The sequence below is a fragment of the Clostridium sp. genome, assembly GCF_029267215.1.
Lineage (GTDB): Bacteria > Bacillota > Clostridia > Clostridiales > Clostridiaceae > Sarcina.
In genome coordinates this window covers 47,172-68,021 of the sequence record NZ_JARIDH010000043.1, presented here as the reverse complement: position 1 = coordinate 68,021, position 20,850 = coordinate 47,172, and the positions used below count along the sequence as shown (strand labels likewise).

The following is a 20,850-nucleotide window of genomic DNA, read 5'->3' as shown; positions in this document are numbered from 1 at the left end:
GCTGCAACATCAGTGAACGCATATGATATATAAGCGGCAGCTGTGTTACCATCCATAGTTTTCATTTTTCTCATTGCCATTGAGATGACCTCTCTTTCATTAATTTTGTAGATATATAAATTAAAATTTTAAAATTATAATATATTAAAGTAATTAATTAAAATTACTTATAAGCTTTTTATTGGGTTTTACTTAACTAATTGTTTTGCTAAATCTTTAGCTGAATTAATTTCATCATCATTAGGTGATTCATTAACTGCTAAACTACCTATAACTTCAAATCCATAGTCTTTCATTCTTTTAACCCACTCAATCATAAACTCACCATTATCCCAGCCATATGATCCAAATAGAATCATTTTTTTGCCAGTGTTTGGAGTTAATTTAAGTTCTTTAACAAATGGCTCCATGTCATATTGTTCTATTCTATTATTATCCATTGAAGGGCTTCCTAATGCTACAGCGTCTGCCTCAGTTACATCTTCTATTTTTGCATTTGAAACATGTTTTATTAGAACTTCTGCTCCTAAGTCATTTAATTCGTCTGCAATAGTGTTTGCTAAAACTTCAACATTTCCACCATTACTCCAGTATATTACTGATACTTTACTCATAAAAACCACCTCTTATACATGATAATATAGTTTTCCTTAAAGCCCATTTTTATTTAATAAAAAACTAATTTTACTCGACATTAATAATTATACCCTTTGGAAAAAATTTTTCAAGTTTCATATTCTTATATTTTAAAATATATTTTAATAGTTTTTTCTTATTTTTTATAAAACATCTATATTATTCTAAGTATTTTCTAAAAAGATTTATATATTAGCCGATTTTTTTATTACATCTATAATATTATCTACTCCATTGCCTATTTTGCTCATCCTCATAGAATTTAAATATTTTTCTTTATTTTTTGTTACTTCTTTTATTGAATTTAATAAAACTTCTGATGTAAGCTCCTCTTCTTTTATAACTTTAGAAAATCCACTTTTTTCAAAAGAATTAGCATTTAAAACTTGATCTCCTCTTGATGCATTAGCTGATAAAGGAATTAGTATGTTTAATTTTCTTAATGCTAAAAGTTCAAATATTGTGTTTGCACCTGCTCTTGATATTACTAAATCTGAAAGTGCCATTAAATCTGGAAGTTCTTCTGAAATATATTCATATTGATTATATCCCTTTACTCCTTCTAAAGATTTATCTAAGTTTCCTTTTCCACATAAATGAATAACGTTATAGTCTTTTAATATTTCTTTTAATATTTTTCTTATATTATCATTTATATTTTTAGAACCTAAACTTCCTCCAACTATCATAAGAACTTTCTTTTCCTCTTTAAAATTGCAGAATTTTTTTCCTTTTTCTTTGTTTCCTTTTAAAAGTTCTTCTCTTATTGGTGTTCCTGTAAGCTCACCTTTATTATCTTTTATATATTTTAAACTTTCTGGGAATGTAACACAAAGTTTGTCGCAAAATGGTGATGCAATTTTGTTTGCTAAGCCTGGAGTTAAGTCTGATTCATGTGATATTACAGGTATTTTTTTCATTGAAGCTGCTATTACTACTGGTACAGTAACAAATCCACCTTTTGAAAAAATAACATCTGGTTTTTCTTTTGAAAGTATTCTTGATGCATCCATTACACCTTTTAATACTTTAAATGGATCAGTAAAATTCTTAATATCAAAGTATCTTCTAAGCTTACCTGAAGATATTGAAAAATAAGGTATATTCTCCTTTGTTATTATTTCTTTTTCTATTCCATTCTTGCTTCCTATATATTTTATTTCAAATCCTAAATCTTTTAATTTAGGCACTAAAGCTAAGTTTGGAGTAACATGACCTGCTGAACCTCCGCCAGTCATCATTATTTTATACTTTTTCAAAAAATCAACTCCCTTAATAATCTATGGTTTTGTAAATATTATATTCTAATAACTCCTTTAATTCCCTCTAATATTTTACTCTATTCTGCACAATATATAAACGTAAACTCAATTAATAACTAAGGAGGAATTAAAAATGGCTAAAAATTTAGTACCAGAAGCTAAAAATGGATTAGCAAAATTCAAAAATGAGGTAGCAAACGAAATGGGAGTACCATTCTCAGATTATAATGGTAACCTAAGTTCAAAACAATGCGGAAGTGTTGGAGGAGAAATGGTTAAAAGAATGGTAGAACAATACGAAAAGGGAATTTAATAAAGATTAAATTTTACTATTAAAGACAATTAAAATTAAATATTCATAGTGTTTAATTAATTTATGCCTAGTTAAGCACTGAAATTGAGGCTGTATCAAAATATAATAATAAAACTTACAAATAAATTACTAGATTTCACTAAGAATTTATAGTTATCAATGCTACTATATCACTAAAGCTTTTAAACTTGCTAAGCTTTAAACAATCTAAGCTTAATTTGATATTTTCAAGTAGTAATTTAAATTTTAGAGTTCATCTAGATATTATCTTGATATTGTTTTTAAGTTTTATAAAAAGTTATTTTGATACATGTCCTCATTTTTTAGTTTTGTTAGGTGTTTTTAGGTTTAATTTCTTATTTAACTATATATCATTATATTTTATATCTTTTTCTTAAATTTATATAATATTTACTATTAATTTGATATATTTACATTATTGTTTTATATTCTAAAATATTTCACATTAGCTTGAATTGTTTTATTTCCATTAAACTCATTTATGTTTGGATAATATATTAAATCTATTAAAAAGTTACAAACTCCACCATCTAAAACTCTAAATAGTTCTTCTTCTCCATATTTATCTTTAAAATCTTCTTTGAAAATATCAACCTTGTTTCCAAAAACTATAGCATCAATTGTTTTAAAACTATTTCTTAATTTACATCTAAATTTTAAAACATTTTTTTCTTTTCCAAGAATCCACACTCTACTTACTTTAACATCTTTTTCTCCAAATAATGGACTTGTATTACCTTTTCCAAAAGGCTCTAAGGCCTCTAAATTATCTATTATTTCATAATTTAAAACTTCTAAAGGAACCTTAGCATCTATCCTAACCTTAGGTATTATGTCCTCATCAGTTAAGGTGCAATTATCTAAAAGCATTTTTCTAAGTATAGGAAGTTTATCTTCTTCTACTGATAATCCAGCTGCCATTGGATGTCCTCCAAATTTACTTATTACCTCTTTACATTTAGATAATTCTTCAAAAATATTATATTCTTCTATTGATCTTGCTGAACCTTTTGGCATGTCTTTTCCTTTTGTCATTATAATTGTTGGAACATTATATTTTTCTTTTATTCTTCCTGCTACTATTCCTGCAATACTTTCATGTATATATGGGTTATAAACTAAAATAACTTTATCATTTTCCATATTATTATCTTCTATTTGTTTTATAACTATATCAACGCTTTCTTTTGTTAAATCTTGCCTTCTTTGATTTAATTCAAATAATTCTTTAGCTAATGAATCTGCTTGCTCCTCATTATCACTTAGTAGAAGTTCAACTGATAAGTTTGCTGTTTCAAGCCTTCCAGTTGCATTTATACATGGACCTATAACAAAGCCTAAGTGATATTGGCCTATTTCTTTATCCCATAACCCAGTATATTTTTTTAGTGCAATTAATCCCTTATTTGATGTGTTATTAAGAAGCTCTAATCCTTTTTTTACTATTATTCTGTTTTCTCCTAATAAATCAACCACATCACATACTGTTGCAATAGCACATATTTCTAATAATTCTAATGCCTCTTCATAGGGTATTCCTAATTCCTTATATAATGCACAAATAAATTTAAAAGCTATTCCAGCTCCACATAGTGATTTAAATGGGTAGTTACAATTTTCTTGTTTTGGATTTATCACTGCATAGGCCTTTGGAATCTCTTTTTTGACTTCTCCATTTTCATCTTTTATAAGAGGAATATCATGGTGATCTGTAAGAATAACATCCATACAAAGCTCATTTGCTAAGGTAATCTCTTCAAAAGCTGCTATTCCATTATCACAAGTTAAAATTACTTCTGTTCCCTCTTCTTTTAGAATTTTAACTCTATTTGAATTCATACCATATCCTTCATCTTCTCTATCAGGTATATGATAATTAAAGTTTGCACCAGCTCTCTTTAATCCTTTAAAAAGTATGGCTGTACTAGAAACTCCATCACAGTCATAATCACCATATATAGTAATTTTACTTCCTTTTTCTATAGCTTCTTTAATTCTTTTAACCCCTTTTTCCATGTCCTTCATAAGGTATGGGTTATTTAAATCTTCTATTCCACCACTTAAAAATTCTCTTGCTTTTTTTTCGTCCCTAATATCTCTATTTACTAAAAGTGTTGCTGTTAATAAATCTATATTTAACTTGCTTTTTAAAATTTCTATTACTTCTTTATTTCTCTGTCTAATAAGCCACTTTTCTCTCAAATTATCACCTCTTAATTTTATTTTATGTATTCCTTAAGCCTTTATAATATAGTATCTTAAGTAAAATTTATAAAACTCTCTAATCTTCTATAAGTTTAAAGTACTTCACCTTAATTAAGTATTTGAATAACTTTATTTTTTAAAACTTTATTTACTACTTTTTCTATATTATCTAAAGTTAAACCTTCAATTAATTTTAATTCATCAAAAATATACTCCCCTCTATTAAACATGGTTTCATATATTGCCATTCTATTTGCAACTACTATGCTCTTTTCTAAATCTAATGAATTTTTAAGTTTATATCTTTTAACTAGCTTCTTAATTGATTCTTCGTTTAAAATATTTTTTATATCTTTAGCCTTATTTAAAGAATTTTCTATTATTTCTATTGCTTTTTTCTCTTTTTCTTTAGAAGTTCCAACATAAATCTTAAAAAGTCTTATTCCTTTTTCATATTTAACTTCGCTATAAACCTCATAAGCTAGACCATTTTTAGTTCTTATTTCATCATAAAGTATTGAACTTACTCCCTCACCAAACCAAAGATTAAATATTCTTAAGGCTGTAACCTCTTCCATACTTAAATTATTTATATCGAAAAGATAACAAATTTTACTTCCATTATGACCTTCTATTTTTCTTTCAAAAGTTCCATAATTTAATTTTCTATTTTTCAAATTATTATCTTCTTTGTTCTTAGCTATTCTTTTCATATTAAACTTATTTTCAACAATAGATTTAATCTCTTCTATTTTTAGTGAAGTAACTACTGATATAACCATATTCTCACTAACATAATTCTTTTCATAAAACCTCTTTAATCCCTCTAAGGTTATCTTTTCTATGTGATTTTTCTCCCCAATAATTAAGTTCCCTATTCTTTCCTTTGAAAACCCATTATTTAATGCAATATCTTCAACATGTTGTTCTAAATCCTCTTTCCACTCATCACTTTCTTGTTTTATAACATTTATTTCTTCCTTAAAACCTTGATCTACAAAAGCTGAATTTAAAATTATATCTGAATATAAATTAAATCCTTCCTTAAAATCCTCTTTTGTTGTTGTGCCATAATAAATTACATAGGGGAAATTTGTCATTGCATTATTAAAGCCAAAAAGTTCATCTAATTTTTCATTTATCTCATCTTCCCTTAAATCCTTAGTTCCTTTAAAAAGAACATGTTCTAAGGCATGAGCCATACCAATTTCATTTTCACTCTCAGAATTAGCTCCTCCCTCTAAACTTATACAGAAAGATGTATGTTCTATATCTCTAAACTTATATAATAATCTAACTCCATTATCTAAAACTATCTTCTTCATATATCTCAACTCCATAAAAAAGTTTTTATTTAATAAAAAAGCTCTGTTTTAAACTAGTGTTGATTTTAGATATAACTGTAAGACCATCTTAATAAGCAATTTAGAGTTTCATTGAATATGGAGGAATAATAGCGTTAAGAAGCGAAGTTGTTTGACCAGAGGGAGTTTCTTCGCTTTAGCTATTATTCTAGAATATTCAATAGAAACTCTCTGCAAAATTAAGTAGGTCTGAAGGAATAGCTAAAATCAACGCGCTCTTAAAACAGAACAACTAAAAAAATTAGCCTACAATTTTGTAGACTAATTTTATTTTAACATATAAACTATTTACTTGCTTTTTCCAAGAAGAAATTTATAAGCATTCCTTCTCTTATTTTAGCTGCTTCCTTTTCATATCCAAGATATTTAGCTATTTCTAAACCAAATACTAAGGCAGTAGCAGGACCTCTGCTTGTTATTATATTCCCATCAACAACAACATTTTTATCTTCAACAAAGTTTACATCTCCAAGATCGACTTCACATCCTGGATAACATGTAACACGCTTACCTTTTATAACTCCAGCACTTGCTAAGGCTATTGGTGCCGCACATATTGCAGCTACTAATTTACTTTCATCATTATATTTTTTTATTAAAGATTGAGTTTTTTCATCATCTCTTAAATTTATAGACCCTGGCATTCCTCCTGGAAGAACTATTGCATCATAACTTTCAACATCATTTTCTGATATAAGTTTATCAGAAACTATAGTTACTCCATGTGAGCTTTTTACTTCTTTATCATTTGATATGCTACATGTATGACATTCTATATTTGCTCTGTGACATACATCAACCACTGATAAAGCCTCTATCATTTCAAATCCATCAGCTAAAAGAACTAATACTTTTTTCATGACATTACCTCCTACTTAATAACTACATCCTTAACATAATCACCTAAGACTAGCATTATTAAACTACTTCCTCTTCCCGCTCTATTTTGTAGTTTAATATTATTAATATCAACCTCTGATTTTTCTTTTTCCTTAGATTCTAATATAAGTTTAATATAGTTATTAACTAATTCTTTTTTATAGTCATTATACTCTTCTAATACTTTGCCTTCAATCTCTTCATTTAAAGACAATACTTTTCCAAATATCACCTTATCATTATCTTTTAAACTTATTCCAGTTACTCCTGATGCAACTTTTCCCATAGGATTTATACTAGTTGCTGAGAATTTTATTCCCACACCATTTTTAGTAACTAAAAGAATATTAGAATTTTCTAATCCAATATCAATGTTTACTAATTCGTCAACTAAAGTTTTAAATTTGTAAACTAATTGATTATTATATTCTCCTAATAATTCTTTCATTGAAGTTTTTTTAACTAAACCTTCTTTTGAGAAGAAGTAAGCAAATAAATCTTCTCCAAGTCTGCCATGTTCATTAAAACAAATGACCTTAATTATAGATTCATCCTTTTCAAATCCATCTACTAATTCTGAAAGATTACTTTCTTCAGTATTTTGAAGTAAATATGCAGGGAACTTATAAGCTTTACCCTTATTTGAGAAAGCAATAACCTTTCTAAATGAATTCACTTTCACCTTCTCATAAGAACTACTACTCATATTATTAAATATTTTTATATTTCCCTTTTTATTTATTCCAACTATAAATTCACTGTACTCAAAATTATCAACAAATCTTACACTCTTAATATGATTATCAGATTTTAATGGAACCAACTGAACTCCAAGTATATTTCTCTCTGAGAAGTCTAACTCTGGTTCTTTAGCAACAAATCTCAATCCATTAGTTGTTTCAATCTCCGCAAATCTTTCTTCTTCATCTGAATCTATTAAGGAAACACTTACTAAAGAATCATCATTTTTAAGTTTTAATGCCATAAGCTTAGAATATGCAGTAATAAACTTATCTAAAGTTGATTTTTTAATTAATCCATTTGAAGTTATAAATTTAAAACACTTGTTTGGAAGATGATTTTCTATTGATTCAACAGCAATTATTTTCTCATCCTCAAGACTTAATCCTCTTATTAAATCCTCAAGTCTTTCTCCTTTATCTTTCCATTTCTTATCAACTACAGAATTACACTTAATTTGATAAACTGTTCCCTTATCTGTGAATATTGCTAAGGTATCCTTTGTATTTGATTTTATAAGGAATCTTAAATAATCTCCCTCTCTATAATCAATTTCATTGGCATCAACATTTGAACGATTATATGTTTTTAAAGGTAATTTCTTTATAAAACCTTCATTTGAAAGAGTAACCATAACATCCTCAGCTACTATAAGTTCTTCTAAATCAATTTTAGCTTCACTTTCATCTTCAACTAAGGCAGTTCTTCTTTCATCACCATAAGTTTCAGAAACTTCTTTTAATTCATCTTTTATCACTCCTAAAAGAACTGATTCGTCATTTAAAATTTTCTTAAGAGCTTTAATTTTCTTAGCTAATTCTTTATGTTCTTTTTGGAATACTTTAATTTCTAATCCAGTTAATCTATAAAGCATTAATTCTAAGATTGCATCTGCTTGCATATCAGTAAATCCAAATTTAGCCACTATATTTTCATGAGCATCCTTTTTAGATTTTGAAGCTCTGATTTCTGCAATTAATTCATCCATCACATCTATTGCTTTCATAAATCCTTCAACTATGTGGAATCTCTTTTCAGCAACTTCTAACTCTCTCTTTGTTCTTCTTGTAACAACATCTTTTTGATGATTTACATAATGAGAAATTATTGTTTTAAGTCCCATAGTTTCTGGTTTACCATCAGCTAATGCAACCATATTAAAACTTATATTTCCTTGTAAATCAGTTTTTTTATAAAGATATTTAAGAATCTTGTCAGCCATATTATAATCAACAGCTTTTTTAAATTCTATAACAGCTCTTATACCTGTTCTATCTGATTCATCTCTTATATCAACAATTCCATCTAAAGCTTTAGCGTGTCTTTTATCTCCAGTCATATCAGAAATTGTTTGAAGAATTTTAGCCTTATTTTTTCTATAAGGGAATTCAGTTATAACTATACCAAGTCTTCCATTTTCTAATCTTTCAATTGAAGCTTTGGCTCTTAACGTAACCTTTCCTTCCCCTGTCTCATAAGCAGATAAAAGTGATTTATCTCCTATTAAAACGCCCCCTGTTGGAAGATCGGGTCCTTTAATATAGTTCATTAACTCTCTAGTCGTTATTTCATTATTATCAATATAAGCTAATGTACCATCTATAACCTCATTTAAATTATGTGGTGGTATATTAGTTGATAAACCTACTGCTATACCAAATGTTCCATTTACTAAAAGATTTGGATATTTAGCAGGTAAAACCTTAGGTTCCATTTCTGAATCAGAATAGTTTGGAACCATATCTACTACATTTTTATCTATATCTCTAAGCATCTCCATTGATATACTTGAAAGTCTTGCTTCAGTATATCTCATTGCAGCTGCTCCATCTCCATCTATACTACCCCAGTTTCCGTGTCCATCAATTAAAGGAGCTCTTGTACTAAAATCCTGTGCTAGAATTACCATAGCATCATAAACTGAGCTATCTCCATGTGGGTGATACTTACCTAGTATATCCCCAACTATTCTAGCTGATTTGTAATAAGGTTTATCTGGAAAAGCCTTTAACATATAAGCTCCATATAAAATTCTTCTATGCACAGGCTTTAATCCATCTCTTACATCAGGAAGTGCTCTATCCTTAGCAACTTCTACTGCGTAAGGCAAATAGTTATCAGGCATAACCTCTTCAAGAGGCATTCTAACAATATTATTATCCTTAGGTATTTGAATATTTTTCTTAGCCATTTCTCATCCTCCTTTTAAAACTCTGCGTACTTGTACATGTAATTCTTTCTAGGTTGAACCACATCACCCATTAATAATGAAACCATTTTTTCTGCCTTAGCAGCATCTTCTATGGTGACTTGTACTAAAGTTCTTGTTTCTGGATTTAAAGTTGTTTCCCATAATTGGTCTGGATTCATCTCTCCAAGTCCTTTAAACCTTTGAATAGTTGCACCTTTTCCAACCTTTTTCTTAACTTCTTCTAACTCTTCATCAGTGTAAGCATAAAGTACTTTATCCTTACCTTTTCCAGACTTATAAACCTTATATAAAGGAGGTTGTGCTAAGTAAAGATGTCCGTTAGAAATAAGTTGTCTCATATATCTATAAATATAAGTCATCCAAAGAGTTCTTATATGGTATCCATCTACATCAGCATCACTCATTATTATTATTTTATCGTATTTTAAATCATCTTCATTATAATTATCTAAAATCCCAGTTCCAATTGCTGTGTTAAATATTTTTAATTCCTCTGAGGCAATAACATTTTCTAATTTTTGCTTCTCAGTATTCATAATCTTACCTTTTGAAGGCATTATAGTCTGAAATCTTCTATCTCTAGCCTGCTTAGCAGAACCACCTGCTGAATCTCCCTCAACTACTATAAATTCATTAACTTCCTTATTTTTATAAGTACATACCGCCACTTTCCCTGCAAGTGGTGATGTTCCTCTTCCTATTTTCTTTCTCTCTGCATCATTAATCTTTTTAATTTTTTCTCTTCTTGCAGCAGCATCTAAGGCATTATTTATGACCATTGTTGCGATTTCTTTGTTGTCTTCTATCCAATGACCAAATTTAGTATAAGCTAAATCATTCATCATTGTGTAAGCTTCATTATTTCCAAGCTTAGTTTTAGTTTGACCTTCAAAGACTGGATTTGTTATTTTAATTCTAACAATTGCAGTCATTCCTTCTCTTAAATCATCACCTTCAAACTCTTTATCCTTCTCTTTTATAAGATTAAGCTTTCTAGCCCACTCCTTAAAAGCACGTGTCATACCTGTTTTAAAACCAGTTTCATGAGTACCAGCTTCTGTTGTAGGTATATTATTTACGTAACTTACTATATTCTCTGTTGTTGAATCTGTAAATTGAAGACAGATTTCTCCATACATTTGAATATTATTTACTTCTCTTTCCCCTTCAAATAAAACTGGTGTTGGATGAAGAGGTGTTTTACTTTCATTTAAGTAATCTATAAAATCTAAAAGTCCTCTTTCTGAATAATATTCCTTAGAAACAACTTCTTCTTTTCTATTATCAATAAATTCTAGTCTTATTCCTTTATTTTGGAAAGCTAATTCTTGCAATCTTTCATCTATTATGTCAAATTTAAAATCTCCAGTTGAAAAAACTTCTCTATCTGGTAAAAAAGTAACCTTTGTTCCTTTATCCTTAGTTTCTCCTATAACTTCTAATGGAGTTACAGGAGTTCCTGGCATATCTTTTTTAAGTTCTTTATCATAGGCATACTCAAATCTTTGTCTATATATTTTACCATTTTGTTTTACTTCAACTTCTAACCATCTTGATAAAGCGTTAACGACCGCTGCCCCAACTCCATGAAGTCCACCAGATGTTTTATAGTTTTGGTTGTTGAATTTACCTCCAGTATGAAGTTCAGTAAATACCATCTCAACTCCCGTTTTTTTCTTAGTTGGATGCATTCCTGTAGGAATACCTCTACCATTATCTATTATGGTTACACTTTTATCCTTATTTAAAATAACTTTGGCACTATCACCATATCCATTTGATATTTCATCTATAGAGTTATCTAGTATTTCCCAAATACAATGATGAAGTCCCTTACTTCCAGTAGAACCTATATACATTCCTGGTCTTACTCTAACTGGCTCTAATTTTTCTAAAGAAGTTAAAGAAGTAACATCATAACTATTATTTCTATTGCTCATGTATATCCTCCTTTGATTCTTTCTTCAATTCTTCTGAAATCTCATTATATATTTTCTCTAATTTATATAATTCATTTTCTATATCATCTATATTTAATTCTGTTCTAAATGTACGTTTTTTTGCACTATTTCCATACATAGGATCATAATATTTTTCCATAAGTTCTAGAGCAACTGTAGTATAATCACCTTTTGATACTAGATTCTTATAGTGTTCCACCCTTTCCTCACTAATATGTCTTTTAAGAACACTCAATGCTTCTATTAACTGCTCATTTACATTTTCACAACTAGTATAATCTTTAACTAGTCTTTTTGCTCTAACTTCAGGGCTAGCAGTTATTCTTATCTTCTCCCCTTCATACATTTTTTCAAATAAAGGATCTGGGATTAATATTCTACCTATTCTCTTACTTTCCCCTTCTATAAATACAAGGTTAGTTTTTCTATGTCTAAGCTTATCATATGCTAAAGCATCAAATCTCTTTTGAGTGTTGCAATCTCCAAGACCAACTCCACCTAGTATTGATCCCCTATGATTTGCGCATCCTTCTAAATCTAATATATCGTATCCTCTTTCTTCTAATTTATATAGCATTTCTGTTTTACCTACTCCAGTATTTCCGTACAGAACTATAAAATTAGTTTCTTTTGAAAAATCTTCAAGCTTTTTCACAATAAACTTTCTATAAAACTTATATCCCCCTTGTAATTTATAACAATTTATTTTAAGGCTATTAAGAAGAGCTTGAAGGCTTCCACTTCTCATTCCACCTCTAGCACAGAAAATAACAAGTTCTTTACCATTCCTATTATTGTAAATTTCTTGAATTTGCTTAAATATTTTTGGTAATCTCTTTGATATAAACTCTATTCCTTGTTCTTTAGCAGCCTCTGTACTTTCTCTTACATATAAAGTACCTACTACATCTCTTTCTTCGTCTAAAAGCACAGGAATATTAATAGAACCTATCATAGGTTCCTCCCTAGCCTCTTTAGGACTTCTTACATCTATAAAAATATACTTATCCTCGTTTCCATATATCTCTTCATAAGCTATTAATCCAAACATCTATATCATCCTTTCAATTTACTAAAATAGTATAATTCCTAAAAAAAACATTGTCAAACATTTGTTCCCGTCCATTACACCTAATAGTGCTTCACGATTATTAATTATATCAAAAGTTTATGAAATAAAAAAATCACACTAAACTTTTATTTTATCTAAATATTATTTTTAGCAAAAATATAAGACATCCACTAAGGATGTCTTATTAATATTAAACTTCGTATATTCCAATTTGTCTAACGTGTTTAGTATGTGACCATTCTTTCTTATCTTTATCAATTATACCTTGGATTGTTATTGGTATCCAAGTTAATGTGTATATTGGGTAGATTAAGTATCTGTAGAATACTTGGAAGTTTCTCTTTCCTAATAGTAATAAAGTTGCTATTAAGAATATTCCAATATATGCTACGTTAAATAGTCCTAATAATAATGCATTGTCTAATATACCTAATTGATTTATTAAGTATGGTTGAATAAATACATTACATGAATATAATCCTAATAATATAAATAACTTTCCACCAATTTTCTTATCAAATAACAAAGCAAATGGTGTTAATAAGAATTGGAATATGCAGAATAACTGCCATGCAGTTGCATTAAATAAGTAACTTATAACGAATATTCCAAGACCATCAACGGCTCTTATTTGAATGAATGTTAATAAACCTACTAATCCCATTGCTAATGTAACATATGGTTGTAATAAATATAAAAGACAGTCAAATGTAACAAAACTTCTCTTCTTTATAGCTTGTTTTAAAAGCTTAAGTCCATATCTGCTTGCAACGTCTGCAAATCCTTGCATCCATCTTTTTCTTTGATTCCAAGAAGCTTTTAAAGTTAAAGGTTTTTCATCATAGATTATGGCCTCATGTGCCCAACCTACCTTTTCACCATTTAATATAAGTTTACAGCTAAACTCTAAGTCCTCTGTTAAGCAAGTAGCTCCCCATCCTAACTTCTTAAGTGTGTCAGTATCTACAACAAATCCTGTTCCACCTATCTGAGCTGATAATCCTATATTACTCTTTGCTAATTGAAGCATTCTGTTTGCTGATGTGAATGCTATAGCATAAGATTCTGTTATCCATGAATCTTGAGGGTTTTTTGAATCTATATAACCTTGAACAACTTTGTATCCCTCACACATTTTATTGTTCATCTCTTTTAAGAAATTTTTGTCTACTAAGTTATCAGCATCAAAAATAGCTATTCCATCATAATGAGTTTCCATTTTGAATATTTTATCAAACATCCATTCTAAAGCGAAACCCTTACCTCTCTTTTCTTTGTTAAATCTCTCAAATACGTTTGCTCCTGCCTCTTTTGCAACTTTAGCAGTATTATCTGTGCAGTTATCAGCAATAACAAATATATCATATAACTCTTTTGGATAATCTAAATGTTTTAAACTTTCAACTAGATTTCCTATAACAACTTCTTCATTGTGTGCAGATACAAGCATTGCAAATCTCTTTTGAGGATCAAAAGTTTTTTTGTCTTTTTTCTTGTAAAATCCAAACAATGATATAAATAGATAGTATAACACTATGGCAAATACGCCTGTTTGGAAAATAGCTGTTATCCAAAATATATACTTTTCCATAAATTCCACTCCTATAATTTAAATTAACCTCTGCCATTATAACAGTTGTTCATATATTTTGCAAAATACATTTTTCATTATCAACTTAATAAACTATTAAAAAATACATTTACTTTAAATAAAAATAATAATTTTATGCCCATATTCATGAGAATTTTTACAAAAATTAATTCATAGAACAAGTTATTATGCTATGAATCTCTACTTTTGTTAAACATCTATTATTTAACTTTATTAAATTATATTTATTAATAAATTTTCAAAATATAAAACAACCTTCCTCTTTCAAAGGCTTAAAATTGAAATTTTCTAAGATAAAATTAATTTTCTTAGTTTGGTTAATAATTTTATAACCATATAATCACATAATAAGTACAAATTGCTAAGGTTAACCTAGTTAGTCTTATTAATACTCCCCCTAAAACACCCCTACTTTTATCACTTACTATAAGTTTCATATTTAGACGTAATTTAAAAGTCTTAGTAATAAATTTATTACTAAAGTCATACTCCTAATTTAAATTACCTTATTTTCATATGTACTAAATCTTTTGTAACATATTATATTAAATAAGTTTGAAACTCTACCCTTAACTAAAATTTTATTGAATAACAAAAGGTTAATCAATATTACTTCCCTTTAGGTATAAACTTTCAACTTTATTTTAGTAAGATACTCTAAAATTATATTTTTTTCATAATATAATTCTGCCATATAAGGCTTCATGAATTATTACAAAATTCTTAATTTATATTTTCAAATTTTGCACTTCCTTATTTTTTAAGGTTTTACATAATAGATAATATGTTATTTTTTCTTAATAATTTATTGACACAAAAGCTTCTTACATATGAATTGTTCCTTAATTTTTTTGGCTTTTAGTTATTCTATGACATATCTTTTCTAAATAAAGAGAACACTAAAGAATATATATTTTAAGAAAGTATAGAAAGAAGTTAAAAAGATACCAAAGAAAACTTTCAAGGAAATATGAAAGTTTGAAAATTAGAAATAAAAATATAAAAGAAGGGAGAGCTACTCGTCAAAATATCAAAAAACAAGTAGTCAAAGTACAAAAACTTCATCAAAGATTAACAAATATAAGAACTGATTATATAAATAAAATAGTTTCAAAAATAGTTAATCAAAAACCAAGCTATACAACTATTGAAGATTTAAATGCAAGTATTAAATCTTAAAAATGCTAAAAATATAAGAATACTTAAAAACAAAGGAACTTATATATGTACAGAGGGCTAACTTCGGAATTTAAGCCTTTGGAGAGCCATATAAAATCGCAGTAGCTTAAGTCAAGGCGAGGTTCTATGAAAAAGGAAATAATCTCGATATGAATATATTTGACCATATTTTGAGTAGCAGATACCATGAATATAGGTTATGCCTGTACTCCTATTACAACAAATTTAAGAACTAATAGAAGAGTACTTTTAAAAGATTTTTCTCATACTAAATTAGATAGTATTATTAAAAACAATTTAAATGACCTAAAAGGAATTTTAGAAAACAACTTAAAAAACGAAATTTTTCTTTTTAGAATAAGTTCAGATATAATTCCTCTAGGCTCCCATGAAATTAACAGTTTTAATTGGAGAAAAGAATTTAACTCTCTCCTAAAGGAACTTGGAAAATATATAAAAAATAATAATATGAGAGTTTCTATGCATCCAGGTCAGTACACAGTTTTAAATTCTCCTAATGAAAAAACACTAAAAAAATCATTAAGAGATATTGAATATCACTGCAGTTTTCTTGACTCTCTAAATGTGGATTATAAAAATAAAATAATAATACATATTGGTGGTGTTTATGGAGATAAGATATTAGCAAAAGAGAATTTCATAAAAGGATTTTCAAAATTATCAGAATCCTCAAAGAAACGCATAATAATTGAAAATGATGAAAAAAACTTTTCTTTAGATGATGTTTTAGATATATCAAGTAAAATTCATGTTCCAGTTGTATTTGATAATCTACACAATAAATGCTATGGAGATAATAATTACTCTTTGTCTGAAATATATTCATTAATAAGTAAAACTTGGAACAATAATTTAGATGGGAAAATAAAGGTTCATTATAGTCAACAAGATATTAACAGAAAAAAAGGCTCCCATTCTCCTTCTATTTCCTCAGAAGAATTTATAAAATACTATAAATCAATAAAAGCTTTCGATCCTGACATAATGCTAGAAGTTAAAGATAAAGATATATCCTCTATTAAATGTATAAATATAATTAAAGAACTTAAAGGAACTCTTTCTAAAAAGGAAATCTTAAAAGAAATAGATAACTACAAATTGCTTTTATTTCAATACGATAAAAATAATTCTCTTAATTTAAATAAATTTAAAGGTAGCATTTTAGACTTCTACTCATATTTAGATGAACTTTTATTAAGAGATTTTGACTTACTAGGCTTTGAGTATTCCCTTGAATTAGCATTTAACATAATAAAAAATTCCATGACAAAAAGAGAGATTTCTCACTTTACCAAACTAATTTCCTCAAAAGAATTTAAGAAGGCTAAGCTTTACTTAAATAAGATATCAAAAAAAATAGAGACTCCCCCAAAAGAATTAAGCTATTATTTTTCTAGGAATTAATCTTATCTAGCCTCCTTAACTGTAACATTTTAATCTTTTTTGTAATATATTGTGATTAACAGTAAAGTTTTGGAGGCAATAAAAGTGAGCTTTTTGAACGCAATTATTTTTGTAATAGCTGCAAGTTTAGATATTCTAGTGGTTGCATTTGCCTACGGGCTAAAAAACATAAAAATAAATTTTTCAAGCACAATGGTCATAACATTAATATCCTCATTAGGAACTTTAATTTCAATGCTACTTGGTCAATTTTTTGTAGACACAATTCCAATTAAAATGACTGACTTAATAGGTGGAATTATTTTATTAGGAATAGGTTTTTACTTTATATATACTTACTTTAAAGAAAAAAAGTCACTTTCCATAGAAAACTCATGTAATCCAAATTCCCCTATCTGCATACTAGAAAATCCAGAAATAGCCGATAAAGATAAGTCAGGAAATATAGATTTAAAAGAATCTCTTTCACTTTCCATAGCACTTTCTTTAAATAATTTTGGTCTTGGTATAGGGGCTAGCATTTCTGGATTAAACATTTCCTTTACAACAATATCAACACTTTTTGTTTCACTAATTTTTATATCTCTAGGTGTTTTTCTTTCTAAAAATATAAAAAACAAAAAAGTAATTAATAACAGCAATTTAATCTCTGGAATAATAATCATATTATTATCTCTTTTTATAATTTTCTAACAAATTAGTACTACACAAAAATATTTTTAGTATAAATCTTATAATACTATTTCATAATATAAATAAAAAATCTATGACATAATACAAGCCATATTTAATTTATAATCTCTTAATGTTAACTATAAATAAAAACTTGTAATATGTTCATAGATTTTATAACTTTCTTATAAAAATATTATACTCTCTTAATATCTACATCTTTTGAATAGTCTACGCCTTCTAAGCCAAATCCAAATAACTTAAAGAATTCTTTTCTAAAACCCTCAGCATCACTTAGTTCAAATACATTTTCACTATTTATTTTAGGCCATATCTCCTCTATAGCCTTTTGAACATCTTCTTCCATCTCTAAATTATCAATTCTTATTCTATTTTCAGAATCTAAATTTAACTTTCCTTCATAAAGCTCCTTAAACAATCTATATATTTGCTCTATACATCCTTCATGAGTTCCTTTTTCTTTCATTACTTTATAAAGTATTGAAATGTAAAGTGATACTATTGGAATTGCTGAACTTGCTTGAGTTACTAAAGCTTTATTCACAGAAATATATCCCTCTCCATTTAAGGATTTTAATAATTCTGTAATCTTGCTAGCTGTTCCTTCCAAATCATTTTTAGCTCTTCCTATAGTTCCTTCCCTATATATAGGATAGGTAACCTCTGGTCCAATATATGAGTAAGCAATAGTCTTAACACCACTTTCTAGAACATCAGCTTCTTTTAAAGCTTCTATCCATAACATCCAGTCTTCTCCACCCATTACTTTTCTTGTTCCTTCTATTTCTTCCTCTGTAGCAGGTGAAATAGTTACTGAATTAATTTCTCCTGTATGGAAGTCTAAAGTTTTACTGCTAAAAGGTTTTCTTACAGTTTTTAGACATGAACTATATACTTCTCCTGTAACTGGATCCTTTCTCTTTGGCGCAGCTAATGAATATATAACTAGATCTACCTTACCCATATTCTCTTTTATTAACTCTATAACTTCATTCTTAACTTCATTAGAAAATGCATCCCCATTTACTGACAAGAATTTCTTACCTTCTTTTGAAGCAAATTCTTTCAATGATTCTATGTTATACCAGCCAGCTGATGCAGTTCTCTTTCCTGAAGCTTCTCTCTCAAAGGAAACTCCTATAACCTCAGCATCGCAGGCCTCTGAAGCAACTATAGAACTTGCTAATCCATATCCAGTGGAAGCTCCTAAAACAAGAGCTCTTTTCACACCATTTATTTTCCCATTTTTTTTTACATACTCTATTTGATTTTCAACATTCTTTTTACATCCTACTGGATGAGAGGTAGTACATATGAAACCTCTAAACTTTGGTTCTACTATCATTCTGATTTCTCCTTAACTAATTCGTTTGATTATCAAAATATTTTATAATTAACATATTATCACAATAAATCACTTTTGTCATTAATAAACAGCTACATTATTAAAAATATTAGTTTTTTTTACCAAAATAAAAAGACATCTCAATTAGAGATGTCTTTCTTATATAAATTATTAATTTTCTATTTTTGTAGCAGCAGCTTCTCTTACTGCATCTTCATATGCTTGTCCATTTGTTTTCTTAGCAATCTTAGGTAATATTAATCCTAATCCTATTAATATTACTGGAGTAGCAATGTTCATTCCAACTAAGAATATCCATTGTCCTGAAAATGCTTTAACATCTGATGGGAACATACCTAATATACAAGCAAATGCTGTAAATGCGAAACACCATCCACCTATTATTCTTGCAAACTTATCATTCTTAACAAATTTGTACTCTGATTTGAATTTTCCTTTTGTAGCTTTTCTTAACATTATATAAGCTAGGAATACCCATAAGTATCTCATTGGCATAACAACAGCATTTAATTTTAATAACCAAGTAAATAAAGCGTTGAAGTTACCAATTCCTAAAGCTGGAACTATTATTAATATACTTACTAAAATTGTTGTCATAATATATCCATTTATTGGAGCACCATTTTTATTAGTCTTAGTTAAAGCTATTGGTACATATCTTGCATCTGTATCTGATAATAAAACTTTTAATGGAGCGTCTATTGAGAATACTAATGCTGATACCTGCGCAGCAAAGTTTGCTAATGCATAAAGTATTAAGAATGTATTTCCGATTCCATAGTAATTACCTAATTTTTGGAACGCATAATAAGCACCATTTAACATTAAGTCATCAGGAATATTATTTGCGTCAAACATCATTCCCATTGCTACTGAACCAAGTAAAGCAGTCACAGCAACCATTATTGCTAATGCTATCATACCTTTTGAGAAACCTTTTTTAGAATCTTTCATATCATTAACATATGGAGATATTTTTTCAGCTCCTCCTACTGAGAATACAAGCATTGCTATTGTTGTGAAGTATGCAAAGTCAAATTTTGGTATATACGTTTTAATTGATGTCATATTTGGTGTTTGTATGTGTGTACCAGTTATAGCTGGTGCTGATAACATAAGTATTATATAAAGTATTGACATGATAAACATTGAAGTCCCTGCCACTGTACCAATTTTCCCTAATGAATTTACTCCTCTTGAAGCAATCCATACAAAAAATAAGAATATAACTAAACACACGGCTTGAGTTATTCTAGGATCTATATTTTTTATAGTATTTCCATCTTGGAATAATGCCCATCCTAATGAAACAAGAACACCCTGTGGCTTTTGTGCTAAATATGGGATGTGTACTACCCAGTAAGTCCATCCTGCTAAATAAGCTAATGTAGGCCCCATTGTTTTACTTATCCAAGAACTTACTCCACCTTTACTATCTCTAAATGTTGAACCTAATTCTCCAACCATAAGTGCATATGGTACAAAGTATAATGCTATTATTAATATCCATGAAGTTACTACAGATAATCCTTGAGTTGCGAAGTTATTTACAATGTTACCAAAACCCCAAACTGACACGAATGCCATCAAACCAAGGTTATACCACATAAGCTTCTTTCCATCATTATTGCTCATGCATTTCTCCTCCTCATTTTAACTCTTTCATAAAATTTCTCTTTTATAATTTCAAAATTAATTGCTTGTCTATTTAAAATAATCATTAAAAAACATTTAATAAATTATTTTAACGTTAAATATTACAGTTTAATTTTAACACCCTACTAATTCTCACGCAAATTAACAAAATTCATTATTTTACTAGATTATTATAAAAAATACAATGTACCTTATTAATGCTTTTATTTTCTTCATTTTTCTTGTTTTCGTTTAAAAAACACCTGTGTTTTTT

14 protein-coding genes and 1 pseudogene are annotated in these 20,850 nt (G+C 28.1%); 4 read left to right on the top strand and 11 right to left on the bottom strand.

All coding sequences use genetic code 11. The features are described from left to right. Window positions 1-188: 188 nt before the first annotated feature. Entirely contained in the window at window positions 189-614 is a 426-nt protein-coding gene (locus Q1K13_RS08070; RefSeq protein ID WP_300349296.1) for a flavodoxin, read from the bottom strand. 207 nt (window positions 615-821) lie between these two features. After that, window positions 822-1,895: an undecaprenyldiphospho-muramoylpentapeptide beta-N-acetylglucosaminyltransferase gene (murG, locus tag Q1K13_RS08065; RefSeq protein ID WP_300349293.1), complete on the bottom strand. Its 1,074-nt coding sequence runs from the start codon at window positions 1,893-1,895 to the stop codon at window positions 822-824. A gap of 136 nt (window positions 1,896-2,031) precedes the next feature. On the opposite strand from murG, the gene Q1K13_RS08060 reads away from it, so the two are divergent. Then, the gene (locus Q1K13_RS08060; protein ID WP_300349290.1) at window positions 2,032-2,211 is read left to right on the top strand and encodes an alpha/beta-type small acid-soluble spore protein; all 180 of its coding nucleotides are present in this window, start codon (window positions 2,032-2,034) and stop codon (window positions 2,209-2,211) included. 444 nt (window positions 2,212-2,655) lie between these two features. Here the strand turns inward: Q1K13_RS08060 and recJ are convergent, their stop codons facing one another. From recJ to Q1K13_RS08025, 7 genes are all read right to left on the bottom strand, one after another. Further along, on the bottom strand, window positions 2,656-4,434 hold the full coding sequence (gene recJ / locus Q1K13_RS08055; protein ID WP_300349287.1) for a single-stranded-DNA-specific exonuclease RecJ: 1,779 nt from the start codon (window positions 4,432-4,434) through the stop codon (window positions 2,656-2,658). A gap of 110 nt (window positions 4,435-4,544) precedes the next feature. Then, a complete protein-coding gene (locus tag Q1K13_RS08050) occupies window positions 4,545-5,762 on the bottom strand; it encodes a M16 family metallopeptidase (RefSeq protein ID WP_300349284.1) in 1,218 nt (405 codons plus the stop codon). A gap of 323 nt (window positions 5,763-6,085) precedes the next feature. After that, window positions 6,086-6,661, bottom strand: a complete 576-nt coding sequence (locus tag Q1K13_RS08045) for a DJ-1 family glyoxalase III (RefSeq protein WP_300349282.1) — start codon at window positions 6,659-6,661, stop codon at window positions 6,086-6,088. Window positions 6,662-6,672: 11 nt separating this feature from the next. Further along, window positions 6,673-9,612, bottom strand: coding sequence for a DNA topoisomerase IV subunit A (locus Q1K13_RS08040; protein WP_300349280.1), 2,940 nt, complete (start codon window positions 9,610-9,612; stop codon window positions 6,673-6,675). A gap of 14 nt (window positions 9,613-9,626) precedes the next feature. Continuing rightward, complete coding sequence (locus Q1K13_RS08035) at window positions 9,627-11,573, bottom strand: DNA gyrase/topoisomerase IV subunit B (protein WP_300349278.1); 1,947 nt, start codon at window positions 11,571-11,573, stop codon at window positions 9,627-9,629. Then, window positions 11,563-12,645 (bottom strand): tRNA 2-selenouridine(34) synthase MnmH, encoded by a 1,083-nt coding sequence (mnmH, locus tag Q1K13_RS08030; protein ID WP_300349275.1) that lies wholly within the window; start codon window positions 12,643-12,645, stop codon window positions 11,563-11,565. Before mnmH ends, Q1K13_RS08035 begins: the two co-directional genes overlap by 11 nt. Before the next feature lie 211 nt (window positions 12,646-12,856). Continuing rightward, window positions 12,857-14,257: a glycosyltransferase family 2 protein gene (locus Q1K13_RS08025; RefSeq protein WP_300349272.1), complete on the bottom strand. Its 1,401-nt coding sequence runs from the start codon at window positions 14,255-14,257 to the stop codon at window positions 12,857-12,859. Between the two features lie 936 nt (window positions 14,258-15,193). On the opposite strand from Q1K13_RS08025, the pseudogene Q1K13_RS08020 reads away from it, so the two are divergent. The 3 genes and pseudogenes from Q1K13_RS08020 to ytaF all read left to right on the top strand — a co-directional run. Beyond that, window positions 15,194-15,439 (top strand): annotated as a pseudogene (locus tag Q1K13_RS08020) (RNA-guided endonuclease TnpB family protein); the annotation flags it as partial. A gap of 204 nt (window positions 15,440-15,643) precedes the next feature. Then, entirely contained in the window at window positions 15,644-16,882 is a 1,239-nt protein-coding gene (uvsE, locus tag Q1K13_RS08015) for a UV DNA damage repair endonuclease UvsE (RefSeq protein ID WP_300349270.1), read from the top strand. Window positions 16,883-16,966: 84 nt separating this feature from the next. Beyond that, a complete protein-coding gene (gene ytaF / locus Q1K13_RS08010; protein WP_300349268.1) occupies window positions 16,967-17,575 on the top strand; it encodes a sporulation membrane protein YtaF in 609 nt (202 codons plus the stop codon). A 175-nt stretch (window positions 17,576-17,750) separates the two neighbouring features. Here ytaF and fabV read toward each other — a convergent pair whose 3' ends face one another. Then, a complete protein-coding gene (gene fabV, locus Q1K13_RS08005) occupies window positions 17,751-18,920 on the bottom strand; it encodes an enoyl-ACP reductase FabV (RefSeq protein WP_300349265.1) in 1,170 nt (389 codons plus the stop codon). 171 nt (window positions 18,921-19,091) lie between these two features. Continuing rightward, window positions 19,092-20,576: an amino acid permease gene (locus Q1K13_RS08000; protein WP_300349262.1), complete on the bottom strand. Its 1,485-nt coding sequence runs from the start codon at window positions 20,574-20,576 to the stop codon at window positions 19,092-19,094. Between the last annotated feature and the right edge of the window lie 274 nt (window positions 20,577-20,850).

What these genes read in the sequence shown, in the direction of transcription:
- Q1K13_RS08050 (WP_300349284.1), bottom strand. Translation starts at nt 5,762, where the DNA reads ATGAAGAAGATAGTTTTAGATAATGGAGTTAGATTATTATATAAGTTT.
- Q1K13_RS08060 (WP_300349290.1), top strand. Translation starts at nt 2,032, where the DNA reads ATGGCTAAAAATTTAGTACCAGAAGCTAAAAATGGATTAGCAAAATTC.
- Q1K13_RS08000 (WP_300349262.1), bottom strand. Translation starts at nt 20,576, where the DNA reads ATGAGCAATAATGATGGAAAGAAGCTTATGTGGTATAACCTTGGTTTG.
- Q1K13_RS08025 (WP_300349272.1), bottom strand. Translation starts at nt 14,257, where the DNA reads ATGGAAAAGTATATATTTTGGATAACAGCTATTTTCCAAACAGGCGTA.
- Q1K13_RS08040 (WP_300349280.1), bottom strand. Translation starts at nt 9,612, where the DNA reads ATGGCTAAGAAAAATATTCAAATACCTAAGGATAATAATATTGTTAGA.
- Q1K13_RS08035 (WP_300349278.1), bottom strand. Translation starts at nt 11,573, where the DNA reads ATGAGCAATAGAAATAATAGTTATGATGTTACTTCTTTAACTTCTTTA.
- Q1K13_RS08070 (WP_300349296.1), bottom strand. Translation starts at nt 614, where the DNA reads ATGAGTAAAGTATCAGTAATATACTGGAGTAATGGTGGAAATGTTGAA.
- uvsE (WP_300349270.1), top strand. Translation starts at nt 15,644, where the DNA reads ATGAATATAGGTTATGCCTGTACTCCTATTACAACAAATTTAAGAACT.
- fabV (WP_300349265.1), bottom strand. Translation starts at nt 18,920, where the DNA reads ATGATAGTAGAACCAAAGTTTAGAGGTTTCATATGTACTACCTCTCAT.
- mnmH (WP_300349275.1), bottom strand. Translation starts at nt 12,645, where the DNA reads ATGTTTGGATTAATAGCTTATGAAGAGATATATGGAAACGAGGATAAG.
- Q1K13_RS08045 (WP_300349282.1), bottom strand. Translation starts at nt 6,661, where the DNA reads ATGAAAAAAGTATTAGTTCTTTTAGCTGATGGATTTGAAATGATAGAG.